At 69.6% G+C, this 19,768-nt stretch carries 16 protein-coding genes, 1 pseudogene and 1 riboswitch; of the genes and pseudogenes, 4 read left to right on the top strand and 13 right to left on the bottom strand.

All coding sequences use genetic code 11. From position 1 onward, the window contains the following. Position 1: 1 nt before the first annotated feature. From cimA to ACVDFE_RS12890, 4 genes are all read right to left on the bottom strand, one after another. Positions 2–1,594: a citramalate synthase gene (cimA, locus tag ACVDFE_RS12905; RefSeq protein WP_458430572.1), complete on the bottom strand. Its 1,593-nt coding sequence runs from the start codon at positions 1,592–1,594 to the stop codon at positions 2–4. 202 nt (positions 1,595–1,796) lie between these two features. Next, positions 1,797–2,777 (bottom strand): ABC transporter substrate-binding protein, encoded by a 981-nt coding sequence (locus ACVDFE_RS12900; RefSeq protein ID WP_458430571.1) that lies wholly within the window; start codon positions 2,775–2,777, stop codon positions 1,797–1,799. Beyond that, positions 2,774–3,514, bottom strand: a complete 741-nt coding sequence (locus ACVDFE_RS12895; RefSeq protein WP_458430570.1) for an ABC transporter ATP-binding protein — start codon at positions 3,512–3,514, stop codon at positions 2,774–2,776. The genes ACVDFE_RS12900 and ACVDFE_RS12895 overlap by 4 nt, the downstream gene beginning before the upstream one ends. Next, on the bottom strand, positions 3,514–4,536 hold the full coding sequence (locus ACVDFE_RS12890; protein ID WP_458430569.1) for a FecCD family ABC transporter permease: 1,023 nt from the start codon (positions 4,534–4,536) through the stop codon (positions 3,514–3,516). The genes ACVDFE_RS12895 and ACVDFE_RS12890 overlap by 1 nt, the downstream gene beginning before the upstream one ends. Positions 4,537–4,571: 35 nt before the next feature. Next, positions 4,572–4,714, bottom strand: a riboswitch (cobalamin riboswitch). Between the two features lie 83 nt (positions 4,715–4,797). On the opposite strand from ACVDFE_RS12890, the gene ACVDFE_RS12885 reads away from it, so the two are divergent. After that, entirely contained in the window at positions 4,798–5,217 is a 420-nt protein-coding gene (locus tag ACVDFE_RS12885) for a YciI family protein (protein ID WP_360391227.1), read from the top strand. A 64-nt stretch (positions 5,218–5,281) separates the two neighbouring features. Here ACVDFE_RS12885 and ACVDFE_RS12880 read toward each other — a convergent pair whose 3' ends face one another. The 7 genes and pseudogenes from ACVDFE_RS12880 to ACVDFE_RS12850 form a co-directional block, all read right to left on the bottom strand. Then, positions 5,282–6,319 carry a 3-isopropylmalate dehydrogenase gene (locus ACVDFE_RS12880; protein WP_360391230.1) on the bottom strand — a complete coding sequence of 346 codons (1,038 nt, stop codon included), beginning with the start codon at positions 6,317–6,319 and terminating at the stop codon, positions 5,282–5,284. 317 nt (positions 6,320–6,636) lie between these two features. Then, positions 6,637–9,906, bottom strand: coding sequence for a S8 family serine peptidase (locus ACVDFE_RS12875; RefSeq protein ID WP_458430568.1), 3,270 nt, complete (start codon positions 9,904–9,906; stop codon positions 6,637–6,639). A 243-nt stretch (positions 9,907–10,149) separates the two neighbouring features. Then, positions 10,150–11,746: pseudogene (gene serA / locus ACVDFE_RS12870) on the bottom strand (phosphoglycerate dehydrogenase). 195 nt (positions 11,747–11,941) lie between these two features. Beyond that, positions 11,942–12,205, bottom strand: coding sequence for a DUF397 domain-containing protein (locus ACVDFE_RS12865; RefSeq protein ID WP_360391236.1), 264 nt, complete (start codon positions 12,203–12,205; stop codon positions 11,942–11,944). 82 nt (positions 12,206–12,287) lie between these two features. Then, entirely contained in the window at positions 12,288–13,301 is a 1,014-nt protein-coding gene (gene ilvC / locus ACVDFE_RS12860; RefSeq protein WP_360391239.1) for a ketol-acid reductoisomerase, read from the bottom strand. 22 nt (positions 13,302–13,323) lie between these two features. Continuing rightward, positions 13,324–13,830 (bottom strand): acetolactate synthase small subunit, encoded by a 507-nt coding sequence (ilvN, locus tag ACVDFE_RS12855; RefSeq protein WP_360391242.1) that lies wholly within the window; start codon positions 13,828–13,830, stop codon positions 13,324–13,326. Next, complete coding sequence (locus ACVDFE_RS12850; protein WP_458430567.1) at positions 13,830–15,662, bottom strand: acetolactate synthase large subunit; 1,833 nt, start codon at positions 15,660–15,662, stop codon at positions 13,830–13,832. The genes ilvN and ACVDFE_RS12850 overlap by 1 nt, the downstream gene beginning before the upstream one ends. Positions 15,663–15,894: 232 nt before the next feature. Here ACVDFE_RS12850 and ACVDFE_RS12845 point away from each other — a divergent pair, with 232 nt between their 5' ends. The 3 genes from ACVDFE_RS12845 (at position 15,895) to ilvD (ending at position 18,755) form a co-directional block, all read left to right on the top strand. Then, on the top strand, positions 15,895–16,392 hold the full coding sequence (locus ACVDFE_RS12845) for a PH domain-containing protein (RefSeq protein ID WP_458430566.1): 498 nt from the start codon (positions 15,895–15,897) through the stop codon (positions 16,390–16,392). Then, positions 16,389–16,826 carry a vitamin K epoxide reductase family protein gene (locus ACVDFE_RS12840; protein WP_458430565.1) on the top strand — a complete coding sequence of 146 codons (438 nt, stop codon included), beginning with the start codon at positions 16,389–16,391 and terminating at the stop codon, positions 16,824–16,826. Before ACVDFE_RS12845 ends, ACVDFE_RS12840 begins: the two co-directional genes overlap by 4 nt. Before the next feature lie 84 nt (positions 16,827–16,910). Then, positions 16,911–18,755 carry a dihydroxy-acid dehydratase gene (gene ilvD / locus ACVDFE_RS12835; RefSeq protein ID WP_458430564.1) on the top strand — a complete coding sequence of 615 codons (1,845 nt, stop codon included), beginning with the start codon at positions 16,911–16,913 and terminating at the stop codon, positions 18,753–18,755. Here ilvD and ACVDFE_RS12830 read toward each other — a convergent pair. After that, positions 18,752–18,994, bottom strand: a complete 243-nt coding sequence (locus tag ACVDFE_RS12830; RefSeq protein ID WP_360391256.1) for a hypothetical protein — start codon at positions 18,992–18,994, stop codon at positions 18,752–18,754. The two genes, ilvD and ACVDFE_RS12830, sit on opposite strands and share 4 nt — an antisense overlap. Positions 18,995–19,003: 9 nt before the next feature. After that, positions 19,004–19,735, bottom strand: a complete 732-nt coding sequence (locus ACVDFE_RS12825; RefSeq protein ID WP_458430563.1) for a DoxX family protein — start codon at positions 19,733–19,735, stop codon at positions 19,004–19,006. Positions 19,736–19,768: the final 33 nt, after the last annotated feature.

Below are 19,768 nucleotides of genomic sequence, written 5' to 3'. Positions count from 1 at the left end.
CTTAGATGTGTGAGCCGGAACGCATCGACTTGTGCACCAACGCGTCGCACAGTGCAAGCCAGGAGGCCTCGACGATGTTCCCGTGCACCCCCACGGTCGTCCACTCGCGCTCGCCGTCCGTCGACTCCACCAGCACGCGCGTCACCGCGTCCGTGCCGGGGTGTTCGGTGAGGATGCGCACCTTGTAGTCGGCCAGCTCGACGGCGTCCAACCAGGACAGGTGCGGCAGCAACGCCTTGCGCAGGGCCGCGTCCAGTGCGTGCACGGGTCCGTTGCCCTCGGCGGTCGCGATGACCCGCTCCCCCGCCACGTGCACCTTGACCGTGGCCTCGGACACGATCTCGCCGTCCGAGCGGTGGTCGAGCACGACCCGGTAGGACTCCAGGGTGAACGGCGGGGTGTCCAGTTCGGACAGCTCGCCGCGCAGCAGCAGCTCCAGGGAGGCGTCGGCGGCCTCGAACGACCAGCCCTTCGCCTCCAGGTCCTTCACGCGCTTCAGCGCGGTCCCGACCTCGGTCCCCCGGCCGGCCAGGTCGAGCCCGAACTCACGTCCCTTGAGTTCGAGGCTCGCCCGACCGGCCATCTCGGTGACCAGCACCCGCATGTCGTTGCCGACGGTGTCCGGATCGATGTGGTTGTACAGCTCCGGGTCCACCTTGATCGCGCTCGCGTGCAGACCCGCCTTGTGGGCGAATGCTGACGACCCGACGTAGGCCTGGTGGGTGTCGGGTGCGATGTTCGCGATCTCGGCCAACGCATGGGAGACACGGGTGAGCTCGGCCAGCGCCCCGGTCGGGAGCACCTCCAGGCCGAGCTTGGTCACGAGGTTTCCCACGACGGCGAACAGGTCCGCGTTGCCTGCTCGCTCGCCATAACCGTTGGCGGTGCACTGGACGTGCGTCGCGCCTGCCTGGACGGCGGCGAGGGTGTTCGCCACGGCGCAGGACGTGTCGTCCTGGCAGTGGATCCCCACCCGGAAGCCGGTCTTCGCGATGACGTCGGCGACCGTCTCGGCGAGGCCGAGCGGCAGCTGGCCGCCGTTCGTGTCGCACAGCACGACGACGTCGGCGCCACCCTCCACAGCGGACTCCAGCACGCGCAGCGCGGTGTCCGGGGAGAAGGCGTAGCCGTCGAAGAAGTGCTCGGCGTCGAGGAAGACGCGCCGGCCGTTGTCCTTGAGGAACCGGACGGTGTCGCGCACCATCCGCAGGTTCTCCTCGGCGTCGGTGCGCAGCGCGCGCTCGATGTGCCGCAGGTCCGACTTCGCCACGAGCGTGACGACCGGTGCCTGGGAGTCGAGCAACGCCTTGACCTGCGGGTCTTCCTCCACACGCACACCGGCCTTGCGGGTGGCGCCGAACGCGACCAGCTCGGCGTGCTTGAGCTCCAGGTCCCCCGCCGCCGCGCGGGCGAAGAACTCCGTGTCCTTGGGCAGAGCGCCGGGCCAGCCGCCCTCGATGAACCCGACGCCGAGCCCGTCCAGCAGCCGCGCGACCGCGAGCTTGTCCGTGACGGAGTACGAAATTCCCTCGCGTTGTGCGCCGTCGCGCAACGTCGTGTCGTAGACGTGGAACTCGTCGGCGGGGCCGGCCATCGCGGGTCATCTCCTGTCCAGGACAAACAAAAAGACCCCCCGCGGATGCGAGAGGTCTGCGCGTCGGGTGCCAGGGGCGGCGACTACCCGACGCGCTCGTCGATAATGATGGCGGTGTGCTGAGCCATGACCGGGATGCTGCCACAGCTCAGCACGACGTACCAAGTGACGGGAGGAAATCTCCCACTATCTGGTCACGGGTTCACGCCTGGGACAGGTACCGCGCGAAGGCCTCGATGGAGGCCGGGTTGCGCGGCGACTCGACCAGTGCGGCGTACGGCAGCGCGTAGAACCGCTTGTTCCGCACAGCCGGCGAGTTCTGCAGCGGTGCGTAGCCCTCCAGGAACCGCTGCTTCTCCTGCGGGGTGTTCGCCTCGCCGTCGGCGTAGTCCACGATGAGCACGACGTCGGGGTCGCGCTGCACGACGGCCTCCCAGTTGACCGTGGTCCAGCTGTCGTTGAGGTCGCCGAAGACGTTGTCGCCGCCGGCCTTGGAGATGACGTCCTGCGGGGCCGCGTTCCTGCCGGAGGTGAACGGCTGGTCCTGGCCGCTGTCGTAGAGGAACACCTTGGGCCGCGGCTTGCCGGCCATCAGCCTGCCGGCGTTCTCGATCTGCTGCTGGTAGCCCTTGACCAGCTCCTCGGCCCTGGCCTCGACCCGGAAGATCTTCCCGAGGTTGCGCAGGTCCGTGTAGAGCGCGTCGAGGGCGGGCATGATGCCGCGCTGCTTGCCCACGCCGTTGCGGCACGCCTCGGTGAGCTGGTAGGTGGCGATCCCGAGCTGCCGCAACGCGTCCGGGGTGAAGCCGGTGCTCTCGCTGAAGCCGTAGTTCCAGCCGGCGAACACGAGGTCGGCGTTGGCGCCCTGCACGACCTCCTTGGAGATCTTGTCGGACAGGTGCTTCGCGCTGTCGAAGTCGGCCTTCCACGGCGAGGTCCGCACGTCGACGGTGTCGATGCCGTTGACGACGTAGCCGGCCATGCGGTCCCTGAGGCCCAGCGCGAACATCAGCTCGGTGATGCCGGTGTCGTTGGTGACCACTTTGGACGGAATCTTGTCGTAGGTCACCTGCTGCCCGCAGTTGGTGACGGTGACGGGTTCGGTCGCGGAGGTGTCCTGCGCGACCGTGGCGCCGCACCCGGAGACGAGCAGCAGGGCGGCGGTGACGAGTGCGGTTCTCACGGGGTGACCTCCTGGTCGAACAGGAGCTGGGGGACTCCTGTCGTGGGGTGGGCGACCACGTGTGCGGTGACGTGGAAGACCTTGGCGACGAGCTCGGGCACGAGGACCTCCGCCGGGGTGCCGGAGGCGACCACCCGGCCCTCGTCGAGGACGTAGAGGCGGTCGCAGTACGACGCGGCGAGGTTGAGGTCGTGCAGCACGGTCAGGACGGTGACGCCGAGTCCCCGCGCGAGCGCGAGGACGTCGAGCTGGTGGCGGATGTCGAGGTGGTTGGTCGGCTCGTCGAGCACGAGCACGCGGGGTTGCTGGGCGATGGCGCGGGCGATCAGCACCCGCTGGCGCTCACCGCCGGAAAGGCTGAGGAAGCTGCGGGCGGCGAGGTGCCCGACGTCCACTGTGGCCAGAGCCTCTGCGACGACAGCGGCGTCGCGCACGGGGTCGCGGTCGTGCGGCAGCCGGCCCATCTCCACGACCTCGGTGACGGTGAAGTCGAACTCGACCTGCGACTCCTGGGTCAGCGCGGAGAGGTCGCGGGCGAGGCCCTGTCGCCTGTGGACGTTCTCGCCGTCGAGCAGGACCGCGCCGGCGTCCGGTCGCAGCGCCCGGTAGACGCAGCGCAACGTCGTCGACTTGCCGCTGCCGTTCGGCCCGACGATGCCGACCACCTCGTCGCAGGCGTGCAGCGTGATGCCGGAGATGATGTTCCGCACGGTGACGTCGTGCACCTCGACGCGCATCAGCGGCCTCCGAAGACGTACGCCCTGCGGCGCATCAGGAAGATGAAGCACGGCACGCCCAGCGCTGCCGTGATGACGCCGAGCGGCAGCTCCTCGGGTGCGGCGAGCATCCGCGCGGCGACGTCCACCCACACCAGGAAGCTCGCACCGGCCAGCGGTGCGAGGGCCAGCACCTTGCGGTGGTCGGCGCCCACGACCATGCGGGTGAGGTGCGGCAGCATCAGCCCGACGAACCCGACGGCCCCGCTGACCGCCACCAGCACCCCGGTCATGGCCGCGGTGACGACGAAGAGGTGCGTGCGGAACCGGTTGACCCTCACCCCGAGCGTGGTCGCGGTCTCGTCGCCCATCGCCAGCGCGTTCAACGGCCGCGCCTTGGTCATCAGGTAGGCGATGCCCAGCGCGGTCACGACCGTGGCGACCGGCAACGACCTCCAGTCCGCCCCGCCGAGGCTGCCGAGCAGCCAGAACATCGCCGCCCGCGCCGCCTCCCCGTGCGGTGCCTGGAACACCAGCAGCATCGCCACGGCCGAGAACCCGTAGGCGAGCGCGGTGCCGGTCAGCACGAGCCGCAACGGCGTGAGCGCCCCGCTCGACCGCGCGGTGAGGTAGACGAGCGCGGTGGCACCGAGTCCGGTGAGGAACGCCCCCGTCGACAGCGCGTACACGCCGAGCCCGGACAGCACCCCCATCGTCGCGACGGCCGTGGCGCCCACGCTCGCCCCCGAGGAGATGCCGAGCACGTACGGGTCGGCCAGCGCGTTGCGGACCATCGCCTGGATCGCGACGCCGACCGCGCTCAGCCCCGCGCCCACGACGGCGGCGAGCAGCACGCGCGGCAGCCGGATGTTCCAGACGATGTGGTACTGCCCGGCGAGGTGGGCGGGCACGGTGCCGCCGGTGACCGCCTGCCACAGCAGGTCGGCGGTGACGCCGAAGGGGACGGAGACGGGGCCGAGCGCGACGCCCGCCACGATGCTGACGACGAGCACGCCGACGAGCGCGCTGATCTTCCCGATCACATGTGCCCTTCCCGCAGTCCACGGCAGGAGTTGGAGTCCTATGTCTGCCGTGTGCGGGCATTCGGGCTCGTCCCCTGGCCGGGGACCTACCGTTGCGGGTCAGCGCCGGACTTCGACCGGTCTTCCCCCACGCACGACTTCGGGTGACCCTACCTGCGCAAACAGGAAGTTCGAAAATTTCTCCGCTGTGATGTCGATCCGGCGGGGTGCCCGTTCGACCTGTGGACGTCAGCGAGCAGGGCACAACGCAGGGAGACCACCGTGAAGTACATGCTGATCATGCGCGCCACCGACGAGGCCTACGCGAACATGGGCGAGCTCGACTTCGACAAGATGCTGGAGGTCGTGGGCGCGTTCAACGACGAGCTGATCCGGGCCGGGGTGCTGCTCGCCGCCGAGGGCCTCGCCGACCCGTCCGAGGGCGTCGTCGTCGACTTCTCCGCCGAACCGGCGATCGTGACGGACGGCCCGTACGGCGAGACCAAGGAGCTGTTCGGCGGCTTCTACCTGCTCAACGTGTCCTCGCTGCAGGAGGCGGTCGAGTGGGCGAAGCGGATGCCGATGGCCGGGCCCGGGTTCAAGACCGAGATCCGCCGCGTGCCGACGATCGACGAGTTCCCGCAGGACAACGAGTGGATCCAGAAGGAGCGCGCCTGGCGCGAGTCCACCGCCCAGCTGTGAAAGTCACGCGGGGACCTTTCGTGCTCTACAAGAGTACGAAAGCTCCCCGCGTGCACTACAACGGTCAGCCCGTGCGGACGTTCGAGGACACGAGGGCGGCCAGGCGGTCGCCGATCGCGTACGTCGCGCCCGGCGACTGGTGGTCGCGGGTCGCCAGGTCGAACGCCACGGACGCCTCGATCCGGCGCGACGCCTCGTGCTCGCCGAGGTGGTCGAGCAGCAGCGCGACCGACAGCACGGCGGCCGTCGGGTCGGCGATGCCCTGGCCCGCGATGTCCGGTGCCGAACCGTGGACCGGCTCGAACATCGACGGGTTGCGCCGCGTCACGTCCATGTTGCCCGACGCGGCCAGGCCGATGCCGCCCGTAACGGCGGCGGCGAGGTCGGTCAGGATGTCGCCGAACAGGTTGTCCGTCACGATCACGTCGTACCGGGCGGGGTCGGTGACCAGGTGGATCGTGGCCGCGTCCACGTGCTGGTATGCCACCGTCACGTCCGGGTGCTGCAGCGAGACCTCCTCGACCACGCGCGACCACAGCGAGCCGGCGTGCGTGAGGACGTTCGTCTTGTGCACCAGCGTCAGGTGCCGCCGCGGACGGGCCGAGGCGCGCGCGAAGGCGTCCCTGACCACGCGCTCCACGCCGAACGACGTGTTGAGCGACACCTCCGTGGCGATCTCGTGCGGGGTGTCCTTGCGCAGCAGGCCACCGTTGCCCGCGTACGGGCCCTCGGTGCCCTCGCGGACCACCACCATGTCGATCTCCGGCGGGTCCGCGAGCGGGCTGCGGACGCCGGGGTAGAGACGGGCGGGGCGGAGGTTCACGTGGTGGTCGAGCTCGAACCTGAGGCGCAGCAGCAGGCCGCGCTCCAGGATTCCGCTCGGCACCGACGGATCGCCTACCGCTCCGAGCAGGATCGCGTCGTGCTGGCGGAGCTCACCGAGCACCGACTCGGGCAACAACTCTCCCGTGGCGTGCCAGCGCGCCGCGCCGAGGTCGTAGCGAGTGATCTCGGCCGCCGGAACGACCTCGTTGAGGACCTTCAGGGCCTCAGCGATGACCTCGGGCCCGATCCCGTCTCCTGGGATCACTGCGAGCCGCATCCACACACCTCCCAGGTGTCAGTCCCCAATTGGTGGGACTACTTTCCTCCGCGAAAGGTTACCGGCACCACGGCCGCTCGCCGCATGCCGGACACCCCATCGGGGTGTTATCTCCCGTACTGCGGGACACCCACACGGCCCATTCCGCACTTTCGAGTGTCACTCGATCGCAGGAACGGGGTCGCGTCAAGGGGTGACGCCCGGCAGTTCCACGCAGTAACCCCGCTTCCCCCGGAACGCACGCGGGGACCTTTCGTACTCTCTGAGAGCACGAAAGGTCCCCGCGTGGACTTCAGAAAAGGTCGGAGGAGAAGGGGCTAGGAGCGGACGGCGCCTCGGACGGTGACGACAGAGGCGCGGTCGCCGGTGGCGTTGTGGTGGTTGAGCACCAGCAGGCCCTCGGACTTGTCGAGCTCCAGGGCCTTCGCGTCCCGGTTCACCACGAGCGCGGTGCCCGGCTTCGCGAGGTACGACAGCGCCGCGTCACCGCCGCCCTGCACCCACAGACCCGGCTTGAGCGGGTCGAAGGACAGCGGGCGGTCGATGACGTCGATCAGGCCGTTCGCGTTGCCCGGCGCCACGTAGTAGCCCGTGGTGCCGGCGGTGTACGAGATCCGCGAGGTGTCCTTCGCCGGGTCGATGCCGAGTGCGGTGAGCAGCACCGGCAGGACCGCGACGTTGGTGTCGGCGGTGTTCGTGTCGACGTCGCCCCACTGGTTGTTGACCGCCTGGATGTCGACCTCCAGGCCCGTCTTGAGGTCGACGGTGGTCGCGACCAGCAGGTCGGTGTCGGTCAGGCGCGTCGCGAACGTCTCGAAGTCCGCGACCCCGTCACCGGTGGTGTCGATGTCGATGAACGGGACGGTGTTGACGCCGAGGTTGTACCAGTTGCCCCACGTCGCGACACCGAACGCGAGCAGCGCCTCCTCCGGCCTGCCCTGGGCCTTGGCGAGCGGGGCCGTGGAGGCCGCGCCGACGTAGCGCAGGTCGCCGCCCTTGGCGGTCTCGTTGAGCGCGCAGTTCTCGGTGACGTTGCGGCGGCAGTCGCGCAGCTTCGGCGAGGACGCCTGCAGCTCCAGGACGCTGACCAGCGAGCGGTACGCCTGCGAGCCGGTGCCCTGGTCGACGCCGCGGCCGTTCAGGTTGAGCACGGCCTGCTTGTCGCCGCCGCGGAACCGCAGCGACGGGAAGGTGCTGATGTCGGCCACCGGCTTGGGCGCGGCGTAGACGGACACGCGCAGCGGCACCACGGCACCGGCGGTCGGCGTGAGGGTCACGCGACCGGAGGCGTCCGCGAGGAACTGGCGCGGCGTGTCGAGCTGCGTCGTCGCGACGGTCGGGTCGATCGTCTTGCGCAGCGCCTTCGGGTCGTCGATCTTCAGCGTCACCTTGACGCGGGCGACGCCGCGCGGGCTCAGCTTGACCTCGTCCTGCGAGAGCACGTAGCTCACGCCGGGGATCGTCGTGGCCGCGGTGTAGCCGACCCTGTACTCCACCGGCTTCGTGGACTTGTTGACGATCTTGATGGTCTTGCTCCTGGAGACCGGCTTCGAGACCTCGACGGTGCCGAAGTTGGCGCTCACGTAGCCGTGGTCGTCCTCGACGAACGCCAGCACCTGGTTGTCCAGCGCGGACTTGGCGTCCACGCGGCCGGTGCCGACCCGGTTGGGCGCGAAGGTCTTGCCGTTCTCCTTCACATCCGCACCGGCGGTGTTCATGATCGAGGCCTTGACCTCCTCCAGCGTCCAGTCCGGGTGCGTCTGGCGCACCAGGGCCGCGATGCCCGCGACGTGCGGGGACGCCATCGAGGTGCCGGAGATGACCGAGCGGTCGTTGCCGGAGCCCACGGCGGTCGAGGAGATCGTGTCACCGGGCGCCGCGACGTCCGGCTTGATCGACTGACCGCGGGTGCCGCGGCTGGTGAACGAGCTCGGGGTGTCCGAGATGGACTGGTCGTAGGTCGGCGTCGAGGTGCGCAGCTCGCCCGCGAGGCGGACGGTCAGCGTGCCCGCGTTCAGCGCCGGGCGCACCTGGGCGGTGGCGTCACCGGTGAACTGGAACATCGGGATGGCGGTGTTGCCCGCGATGCCGGCCGCGAAGTTGTTGAGCGTGGACGACAGCAGCACACCGGCACCACCGGCGGCCTGCACGTTGTTCGCGCGGGCGGCGGAACCGCAGCGGCGCGTCGCGTCGTTGTCGTCCCACTCCAGCCACACGAACTTGCCCGCGACCGCGTCGGTGATCGGCTGGCAGCCGTCTAGGTTGCCCGCCTGCGTGAGCTTCACCGCGGGCAGCGTCTTGTCGTAGCCGGGGTAGCCGGTGAAGTTCTGGCTGTACTGACCGGCCTTGAGGCCCTGACCGGGCACCTCGGCGCCGTCGCGCAGCACGTAGGAGTCGCGCACCGACGCCACCGTCAGCGCCTCGGGCGTGTTGCCCGGCGAGCCGCCGATGTCGTAGAGGTCACCGCCGTTGCCCGCGGAGAAGACCGGCATGACGCCGACCTTGAACAGCTTCTTCACGAAGAGGCTGTCGGGGTCGTCCGGGGCGCCGTAGTCGGAGCCGAGCGACAGGTTGACCACGTCGAGGTGGTCGGAGAAGTCGCCGTCGCCGTCGGGGTCGAGCGACCAGTCGAGCGCCTGCGAGGTGACGTTGGTCGAGCCGTCGCAGCCGAAGACCTTGAGCGCGTAGACCAGGGCCTTCGGCGCGGTGCCGGGGCCGATCCTCATCGCGTTCAGGCTGTCGGCGGTCAGCTTGGTGTAGTCGCCCTTGAACGTGCTGCCGTCGGCGTTCTCACCGAAGCCGGCCGTGGTGCCCGCGACGTGCGAGCCGTGGCCGTTGCAGTCGATCGGGTTGGGGTCGGGCTTCGGCGTGTTGATCGCCGGGTCCTTGCTCTCCCCGTCGTAGTCCTCGCCGACGAAGTCGTAGCCGCCGACGACCTTCGCGGTCGGGAAGTTCGGGTCGGCCTTGCGCGGGTCGACGGCCTTGAACGCCTCGACCGTGCCGGGGCCGCCGAAGTTGGCGTGCGTGTAGTCGACGCCGGTGTCGATGATGCCGACCCGGACGTCGTCGCCGAGCTTGCCGTACTGCTGCCAGGTGTTGACGACCCTGGTGAGCTGCACCGCGTTCGAGTTGTCGCGCTTCTTCGGCACGACCGGGTAGACCGCGACGACGTCGGAGCGCTGGGCCAGCTCGCGCACCTTCGCCGCGTCCGCCGTCACGACGACACCGGGAACGCCGTTGGAGGTGCGGAACACCTCCCTGGTGGCGCCGTCCTTGGCCGTGAGCTCGCGGACGACCCCGTCGACAGCGGCCGACGTGTCGTTCTTCGCCTGCTTGGCGGCCTGCTTCTGCGCCTCTTTGCCCTGGCCCTGCTTCTCCGCGAACGCGTCGACGGCGGGCTTGCGGTCCAGCGCGACGAACGCGGTGACCTGGCCGGCCTGGTTCAGCCTGGGAGAAACCTTGAGCTGCAACGCCTTCGCGTCGAGCCCCTGAGCACCCTTGACCGGCTGCGCGAGCGGTTCGCCCTGCGCCTGCGCCGGTGCGGTGGCGGGTGCGATCAGCAGTGTGGTGATGGCGGAGAACACCACCAGGCTTGATCGTCTTTTCACAACGTTGCCCCAACCGAGGTGTGTGCCTTCGACCCGAACACGCAGTGCCGCGCCCTCGACGGCACCGGGTCAACCTCGCTGGGACGCTAATCGCTGATCGTGTGTCTGCGATTGCCCCGAAAGTATGAATGTTGTCTACGGGTAGTTGCCTGTTACGACTTCGTTGTGAAGGACGACAGAACCGGGAAGGGGACTTTGCGGTCCCCTCCCGGTTTGTCGTGACTATCCGAAGTCGACCGAGCGGACCGTGCGCGCACCCACGGCGGCACCGATCGGGTCGAGCACGGCGGTGTCGACCGGGCGGTCCACCCGCAGCACCATCACCGCGTCGCTGCCGGTCTGGCTGATCTGCGCGGCCTCGATGTTCACGCCGGCCTCGCCGAGCAGCGTGCCGACCGTGCCCATGACACCGGGGCGGTCCGGGTACTCCAGCAGGAGCACGGTGCCCTCGGCGCGCAGGTCGAAGTTGCGGCCGTTGATGTTGACCAGCTTCTCGACCTGGGCGATGCCGCTGACGGTGCCGGAGACGCTGTTCGTCGTGCCGTCGGCCTGCACGGCCCTGACCGTGACGAGGCTGCGGTGGTTCGGGCTCTCCGTCTCCTTGGTGCAGCTCGACGCTCACACCCAGGTCCGCGGCGAGGCTCGGCGCGTTCACGAACGTCACCTGCGACTCGACGACCTTCGAGAAGACACCGCGCAGCGCGGCCAGCGGCAGGATCTCGACGTCCTCATTGGACAGTTCGCCGCGCACCTCGACGGTGACGCTGGTCGGCGCCTTGGGCGAGAGCGCGCTGAGGACGGTGCCGAGCTTCTGCACCAGCGGCAGGTACGGGCGGACCTCCTCGCCGACCGCGCCGCCCTGGACGTTGACGGCGTCCGGCACGAACTCGCCGGCGAGCGCGAGGATCACGCTCTTCGCGACGTCGGTGCCCGCGCGGTCCTGCGCCTCGGCCGTGGACGCGCCGAGGTGCGGGGTGACGACGATGCCCGGCACGTTGAACAGCGGGCTCTCGGTCGTGGGCTCGGTGGAGAACACGTCGATGCCGGCGCCGCCGACCTGGCCCTCCTTCACGGCCTCCGCGAGGGCTTCCTCGTCGACGAGGCCACCGCGGGCGGCGTTGACGATGATGACGCCGCGCTTGGCCTTCGCCAGCTGCTCGGCGCCGATGAGGCCCTTGGTCTCCGGCGTCTTCGGCAGGTGGATGGAGATCGCGTCGGCGCGCTCCAGCAGCTCTTCGAGGCTCACCAGCTCGATGCCGAGCTGCGCGGCCCGCGCGGCCGAGACGTACGGGTCGTAGGCGATCAGCTCGACGCCGAACGCGGCGATGCGCTGCGCGAACAGCTGGCCGATCTTGCCCAGGCCCACCACGCCGACGGTCTTGCCGTTGATCTCGACGCCGTTGAACTTGGAGCGCTTCCACTCGTGGTTCTGCAGCGTCTCGTGCGCGGCCGGGATCTGGCGCGCGACCGACAGCAGCAGCGCGACGGCGTGCTCGGCCGCCGACACGATGTTGGACGTCGGCGCGTTGACCACCATCACGCCGTTCTGCGTGGCGGCGGGCACCTCGACGTTGTCCAGGCCGACGCCCGCGCGGGCCACGACCTTCAGCTTGCGGGTAGCGGCGAACACCTCGGCGTTGACCTGGGTGGCGGACCTGACGAGGAGGGCGTCCGCGTCCTGGACGGCCTCGAGGAGGGCCGCGCGGTCGGTGCCGTCGACGTGGCGCACTTCCACGCCGTCACCGAGCGCGTCCAGAACGGACGGTGCGAGCTTCTCGGCGATGAGGACAACAGGTCGGCTGGTGTTGGTCACGGACATCGCTCCCAGGAAGGGTCGGATCGTGGGGCGCGGGCGTGGTCGGGGGCGGCAGGCCCGCGCCGACCGGGCACCGCAATGTGTCCGGACTGTTAACGAGCATAGACACCGGGCCTGCCGCGGGCTTCTGGCGGGTGGCTCAGGTCACTGCGGGCGTCCTGTGGGATGGGACGGGGTTTGCGCTGGTTACCGCACGGGTCACCAGGGCTCGTCGAACTCCCCGTCGCGCGCGCCGGCCACGAACGCGTCCCACTCGGACATGGTGAACACCAGGACCGACTCGGGGTGCAGCGAGTTGCGCATGGCCACGTACGTGGCGCCGTCGGTGTGCTCCACCTGGGCGATCTCGGCGTCACCGCCCTCGGACGGCGGGCCGGGCGGGCGCTGCCAGACGGCGTTGCGCAGGTCCAGGTTGCCGCGCACGTGCGCTTTGTTGTCGTAGATCGGCGCGCTGTCGGTCATGGCCCCAGAAGCTAGCGGATGCGGACGAACGGCCCGCGGCTCTGGGCCGCGGGCCGTCCGGAAAATCAGTCCAATAGACCAATCAGGCGGTCTCGGTGATCGGGCGGTCGACCCACGACATCATGTCGCGCAGCTTCTTGCCGGTCGCCTCGATCGGGTGGTTCTCACCCTCCTGCTGGAGCTTCTTGTAGTTGGCGCGGCCGTTGTCGTCCTCGGCCACCCACTCGTTCGCGAAGGTGCCGTCCTGGATCTCGCCCAGGATCTTCTTCATCTCCTCCTTCACCGCGGGGGTGATGACGCGCGGGCCGCGGGTCAGGTCACCGAACTCGGCGGTGTCGGAGATCGAGTAGCGCATGCGGGCGATGCCGCCCTCGTACATGAGGTCGACGATCAGCTTCAGCTCGTGCAGGCACTCGAAGTAGGCGACCTCGGGGGCGTAGCCCGCCTCGGTCAGCACCTCGAAGCCCGCCTGGACCAGCGCGGACGCGCCACCGCAGAGGACGGCCTGCTCGCCGAAGAGGTCCGTCTCGGTCTCTTCCTTGAACGTCGTCTTGATGACGCCGGCACGGGTGCCGCCGATGCCCTTGGCGTAGGACAGGGCGAGCGCCTGCGCGGTGCCCGAGGCGTCCTGCTCGACCGCGATGAGCGCCGGGACGCCCTTGCCGTCGACGAACTGGCGGCGCACGAGGTGGCCGGGGCCCTTGGGGGCGACCATGGCGACGTCCACACCGGACGGTGCCGTGATGAGGCCGTAGCGGATGTTGAAGCCGTGGCCGAAGAAGATCGCGTCACCCTCGTTGAGGTTCGCGGCGATCTCGTTGGCGTAGATGTGGCGCTGCGCGGTGTCCGGCGCCAGGATCATGATCACGTCGGCCCACGCGGAGACCTCGGCCGGGGTACCGACCTCCAGGCCCTCCTCCTCGGCCTTGGCGCGGGACTTGGAGCCCTCCTGCAGGCCGATGCGGACCTCGACGCCCGAGTCGCGCAGGGACAGCGCGTGGGCGTGGCCCTGGCTGCCGTAGCCGATCACGGCCACCTTGCGGCCCTGGATGATGCTCAGGTCGGCATCGTCGTCGTAGAAGATCTCGACGCTCACAGTATTTTCCTACCTTCTGGATTTAACGAACCGCGGTGGCGGTGATGGAACGAGCGCCACGGCCGATGGCGACCATGCCGGACTGGACGATCTCGCGAAGCCCGTAGGGCTCCAGCATGCGCAACAACGCGTCGAGCTTCTCAGACGTGCCGGTGGCCTCGATCGTGACCGCCTCCGGCGACACGTCGACGACCTTCGCGCGGAAGAGCTGCACGGTCTCGAGGACCTGCGACCGCACCGTCGCGTCCGCGCGGACCTTGATGAGCACCAGCTGCCGCTGGACGGAGGCGGTCGGCTCCAGCTCCACGATCTTGATGACGTTGATGAGCTTGTTGAGCTGCTTGGTGACCTGCTCCAGCGGCAGCTCGTCGACCGACACGACGATGGTCATGCGGGAGATCTCGGGGTACTCGGTGCGGCCGACCGCGAGCGACTCGATGTTGAAGCCGCGGCGGGAGAACAGGCCGGCGACGCGCGCGAGCACACCGGGCTTGTCCTCGACCAAAACGCTCAGCGTGTGCCTGGTCATCACAGATCCTCGTCGAACAGGGGGCGGATGCCGCGGGCGGCCATGATCTCGGAGTTGCCGGTGCCGGCCGCGACCATCGGCCACACCTGCGCGTCCTTGCCGACGACGAAGTCGATGACGACCGGGCGGTCGTTGATCTCCAGCGCCTTCGCGATCACGTCGTCCACCTCCTCGCGCGACTCGGCCCGCAGGCCCGCGCACCCGAGGGCCTCCGCCAGGAGCTTGAAGTCTGGGATGCGGTGCTTGTGCGTGCCCAGATCCGTGTTGGAGTACCGCTCGCCGTAGAACAGCGTCTGCCACTGGCGGACCATGCCCAGGTTGCCGTTGTTGATGACGGCGATCTTGACGGGCAGGCCCTCGATGGCGCAGGTGGCGAGCTCCTGGTTGGTCATCTGGAAGCAGCCGTCGCCGTCGATGGCCCACACCGTGCGGCCCGGCTCACCGGCCTTGATGCCCATGGCCGCGGGAACCGCGAAGCCCATCGTGCCCAGGCCGCCGGAGTTGATCCACGTGCGCGGGTGCTCGTACTTCACGAACTGCGCGGCCCACATCTGGTGCTGGCCGACGCCCGCGGTGTAGATCGTGTCCGCCGGGGACAGCTGGCCGATGCGCTCGATGACGTACTGCGGCGACAGCGTGCCGTCGTCGGGCCAGTCGTAGCCGAGCGGGAACGTCTCGCGCAGCGCGTTCAGCGTGTCCCACCACGGCGTGAGGTCGACGGCCTTGGCGTTCTCGCGCTCGGCGCGGACCGCGTCGATCAGCTCGGCGATGATCTCCTTGCAGTCGCCCACGATCGGAACGTCCGCGCGGCGGTTCTTGGAGATCTCGGCCGGGTCGATGTCGGCGTGCACGACCTGCGCGTCCGGCGCGAACGAGCCCAGCTGGCCGGTGACCCGGTCGTCGAACCGGGCGCCCAGCGCGACCAGCAGGTCCGACTTCTGCATCGCCGCGACGGCCGCGACGGTGCCGTGCATGCCGGGCATGCCCAGGTGCTGGTGGTGCGAGTCGGGGAACGCGCCCCGCGCCATCAGCGTCGTGACGACCGGGATGCCGGTGTCCTCGGCCAGGCGCAGCAGCTCGGCGTGGGCGTCCGCCTTGATCACGCCGCCGCCCACGTACAGGACCGGCTTGCGGGCGCTGACGATCAGCTTGGCGGCTTCGCGCACCTGCTTGCCGTGCGGCCGGGTCGTCGGCCGGTAACCGGGCAGGCGCAGGTCGGGCGGCCAGGAGAAGCTCGTGGTCTCCTGCAGCACGTCCTTGGGGATGTCGACGAGGACCGGGCCGGGTCGGCCGGTCGCCGCGATGTGGAACGCCTCCGCGATCGCCCGCGGGATCTCCGCGGCGTCGGTCACGAGGACGTTGTGCTTGGTGATCGGCATCGTGATGCCGCAGATGTCCGCCTCCTGGAAGGCGTCCGTGCCGATCAGCGGCCGCGACTGCTGGCCGGTGATCGCGACGACGGGCACGGAGTCCATGTTCGCGTCGGCGAGCGGCGTGACGAGGTTCGTGGCACCCGGTCCCGAGGTCGCCATGCAGACGCCGACCTTGCCGGTGGCCTGGGCGTACCCGGTGGCGGCGTGGCCGGCACCCTGCTCGTGGCGGACCAGGATGTGCCGGACCTTCGTGGAGTCGAGCAGCGGGTCGTAGGCGGGCAGGATCGTCCCGCCGGGGATGCCGAAGACGACCTCGCAGCCGACCGCTTCAAGCGAGCGGACGAGCGACTGGGCACCGGTTACCCGGATCGGCGCGCCGGTGGGCGGAGCCGGTTTGGGCCGCGGACCTGGACGTGGCGACGTCGGCTCGGAAGCCTGTCGCGATGGTGCGCTGGTCATCTCATTGCCTCGTGGGTATCGGGGTCCGGACACGAAAAAACCCTCGACAACCCGGAGAAGGGTCGTGCGAGGGTCGCGCGTCGACGCAGGCTGTTCGGCTCAGGCGTCGACGCGCCTGAGAAGTACGAGAACGAGCGTGCGCTGCATGAAGCGGACGTTATCCCCTCCCGCAAGAGTGCGTCAACTCTGCGGGACGCATTTCCCGGATGGTGGACGTGGAACAATCCTCCGGGTGAAGAAGCTCGTCTTTCGCATCCAGTCAACGGCGCTGCTCGCGGCGTGTTTGATCGCGATCTGCGTGACTCCCGTCGCGTGGACCGTTCCCGGACTGCAAGCGCTCTACCTGTTCCCCGCCGGGTACGCCTACTGGGTGCTCCGCAACCGCACGACCGCCACCGAGGAGCGCCTCGTCGCCCGCGGCCTGTTCGGCTCGACGACGGTCGAGTGGTCGGAGCTGAAGTCCATCCGGCTCGCCGACAAGGGCTGGCTGAAGGCGGTGCGGGCCGACGACACCGAGGTGACGCTGCCCGCGGTGCGGATGGTGCACCTGCCGGCGCTGTCGTTGATCAGCGGTGGCCTGGTGCCGGACCCGAGCGCCTCGCTGGAGGAGGCGAAGGCCGCGCGGCAGGCGGCCGAGGCCGAGGAGGAAGCCGGAAAGGCTGAACCCGGCGAGCCGGCCGTCGCGTCTGACGAAGCCGGAACGCCGGACTCCGTACAGTCGGAGAAGTGATCAAACGAGTTCCGCTGCTGAGCCTGCTGCTGTCCGTCGCGGGCCTGCTGGTCTCGGCTTACCTGACGTACGCGCACTTCGACCGGGACGCGCTGGTCTGCTCGGCCGACGCGGTCGTGGACTGCGAGACGGTGACCTCCAGCGACCAGTCGGAGCTGTTCGGCATCCCCGTCGCGATCCTCGGGCTGGCCTTCTTCGCGTTCCTCACCGTGATCTGCCTCCCGTTCGCGTGGCGGGTCGAGCCGCTCAGGTGGGTGCGGCTGGGCGCGGCGGGCATCGGCGTGCTGATGGTGGTGTACCTGGTGGCGGCCGAGTTCCTGATCATCGGCAAGATCTGCCTGTGGTGCACGGCTGTGCACGTCATCACGCTGGCGCTGGCCTACCTGCTGGTCGCGGCCGATCTGCGTGGCGGTGCAGCCCACGGGCACGAGTAACCTTTGAGGCACCGCCCCCAGACTGGTGACGCCTGACCCGGCCGTCCCGCGCGCATGTCTTCTTGAACTGAATCTGGAGGAGCAGTGCCTCAGCTCCGCTCTCGCACCACCACCCACGGCCGCAACGCCGCCGGAGCCCGTGCCCTCTGGCGCGCGACCGGCATGACGGACAGCGACTTCGGCAAGCCGATCATCGCGATCGCCAACTCCTACACGCAGTTCGTGCCGGGCCACGTGCACCTGCGTGACCTCGGCGACATCGTGGCCGAGGCGGTGCGCGAGGCGGGTGGCGTGCCGCGCGAGTTCCACACCATCGCGGTCGACGACGGCATCGCCATGGGCCACAGCGGAATGCTGTACTCGTTGCCCAGCCGCGAGATCATCGCCGACTCGGTCGAGTACATGGTCAACGCGCACCAGGCCGACGCGATCGTCTGCATCTCGAACTGCGACAAGATCACGCCCGGCATGCTGAACGCGGCCATGCGGCTCAACATCCCCGTCGTGTTCGTGTCCGGTGGTCCGATGGAGGCCGGCAAGGCCGTGGTCGTCGAGGGCGTCGCCGTCGCACCGACCGACCTGATCACCGCGATCTCCGCGTCGGCGTCCCCCGCGGTGAGCGAGGACGGGCTCTCCGAGGTCGAGCGCTCCGCGTGCCCGACGTGCGGTTCCTGCTCCGGCATGTTCACCGCGAACTCCATGAACTGCCTCACCGAGGCGCTGGGCCTCTCGCTGCCGGGCAACGGCTCGACGCTGGCCACGCACGCCGCGCGCCGCGAGCTGTTCTCCGAGGCCGGCCGGGTCGTCGTGGAGCTGTGCAGGCGCTGGTACGGCGAGGACGACGAGTCGGCGCTGCCGCGGTCGATCGCGAACCGCAAGGCGTTCGAGAACGCGATGGCGCTCGACATGGCCATGGGCGGTTCGACGAACACCGTGCTGCACATCCTCGCCGCCGCGCAGGAGGGCGAGATCGACTTCACGCTGCAGGACATCGACGACCTGTCCCGCCGCGTGCCGTGTCTGTCGAAGGTGTCGCCGAACTCCGATTACCACATGGAGGACGTGCACCGGGCCGGTGGCATCCCGGCGTTGCTGGGCGAGCTGTACCGCGGTGGTCTGCTGAACGACGACGTCACGTCGGTGCACACGCCCACGCTCGCGGAGTGGCTCGGCAAGTGGGACATCCGCGCCTCGGACCCGTCACCGGAAGCGTTGGAGCTGTTCCACGCGGCGCCCGGCGGTGTCCGGACCACGCAGGCGTTCTCCACGTCGAACCGCTGGTCCTCCCTGGACACCGACGCGACCGGCGGCTGCATCCGCGACGTCGAGCACGCCTACACCAGGGACGGTGGCCTCGCCGTGCTGCGCGGCAACCTGGCCGAACGCGGCGCGATCATCAAGTCCGCGGGCATCGACGAGGAGCTGTGGCACTTCGAGGGCCCCGCGCGGGTCGTCGAGTCCCAGGAGCAGGCCGTCTCGGCGATCCTGAACAAGGAGATCCAGGCGGGCGAGGTCCTGGTCGTGCGCTACGAGGGCCCCTCCGGTGGCCCCGGCATGCAGGAGATGCTGCACCCCACGGCGTTCCTCAAGGGTTCCGGCCTGGGCAAGAAGTGCGCGCTGATCACGGACGGCCGGTTCTCCGGTGGTTCGTCGGGCCTGTCGATCGGCCACATCTCGCCGGAGGCGGCGGGCGGCGGCACGATCGGCCTGGTCGAGAACGGCGACCGCATCCTCATCGACGTGCACGAGCGGCGGCTGGAGCTGCTGGTCGACGACGAGGTGCTGTCCGAGCGCCGCGCGAAGATGGAGGCGTCGGAGCGCCCGTGGCAGCCGGTCGACCGAATCCGCCCGGTGACCGCTGCGCTGCGCGCGTACGCACGCATGGCAACTGACGCGTCCACGGGCGCCGTCCGGGACCCCAGCCGCTAAAGAGCGAGAGCGAGCGCCAGACTGACGCCGAACACGAGCCAGCCCGTCAGCGGACCGCTGACGGGCTGGTTCGTCTTCTTGACCATGAGACCGGCCACGACCAGGCCCGCGAGCAGGCCGAGCGGTGGCAGCAGGGAACGCGCGCTGAGCCCGAACGGGAACGCCACCAGGTAGACGACCGGGATGCCGGCCACCAGCAGGGCGAGTTGGAGCAGTGCTCCCGTCAGGTTCTTCCGCATGCCGCGTTTCTACCGGAACACGAAGAACGTCAGCGCCGCACCGCCCGCCGCGAGCAGGAGTGCGAGGAAACCGGCCACCAGCGGGTGGCGGAACCAGCTGCGGTTGTAGTCCAGCGCGGCGCGGCCGGGGCCGGCGAACAGGGCCGCGAACGCCATGCCCGCGAGCGCCAGCTCCAGCTCCACGCCGTTGGGGCCGAAGAAGCCGCCCTTGTACTTCAGCGCGATGACGTTGGCCATCACCGCGAGCAGGCCCGCCGCCGCGAGCGGGGTGAAGAGGCCGAGGACCAGCAGGCCGCCGCCGGCCAGTTCCGTGACGCCGGTGACCCAGGCGAGGACGACCGGCTCGCGGTAGCCCATCTTCTCCAGCGACTGCGCGAAGCCGGTGATGCCGGGGCCGCCGAAGAGGCCGAAGACCTTCTGCAGGCCGTGCAGCACGAAGATGCCGCCGAGCACGGCGCGCAGGCCCAGCAGGCCGAGGTCGGGACCGGCGGTCCAGCCGAACTTCTTGCGCCGGTCGTCGAACGGGTCGTCGCCGGCACCGCCGTTGTCCACAGTGGACCTTTCCAGCGGGGTGTAGGCCGTGGTGTCGAACGCCTTCGTCGTGGAGTCGTACGGCGAAGTGCCCTCGCCGACCCCGGTGGTGCCGTCGTCGAAGTGGTGCACTCCCCCTCCGCTGCCCGAGTAGAACGAGTCGTCGGAGAAAGCGCTCGGACTGCCCGAGCCTTTGTCGTGAGTAGCCACGCCCGCACGCTAGGAGACCGGGCAAGCCCGCGC

Source organism: Lentzea chajnantorensis, from assembly GCF_054300775.1.
The sequence above is the reverse complement of the archived record's forward strand: the minus strand, read 5'-3'. Positions and strand labels throughout refer to the sequence as shown.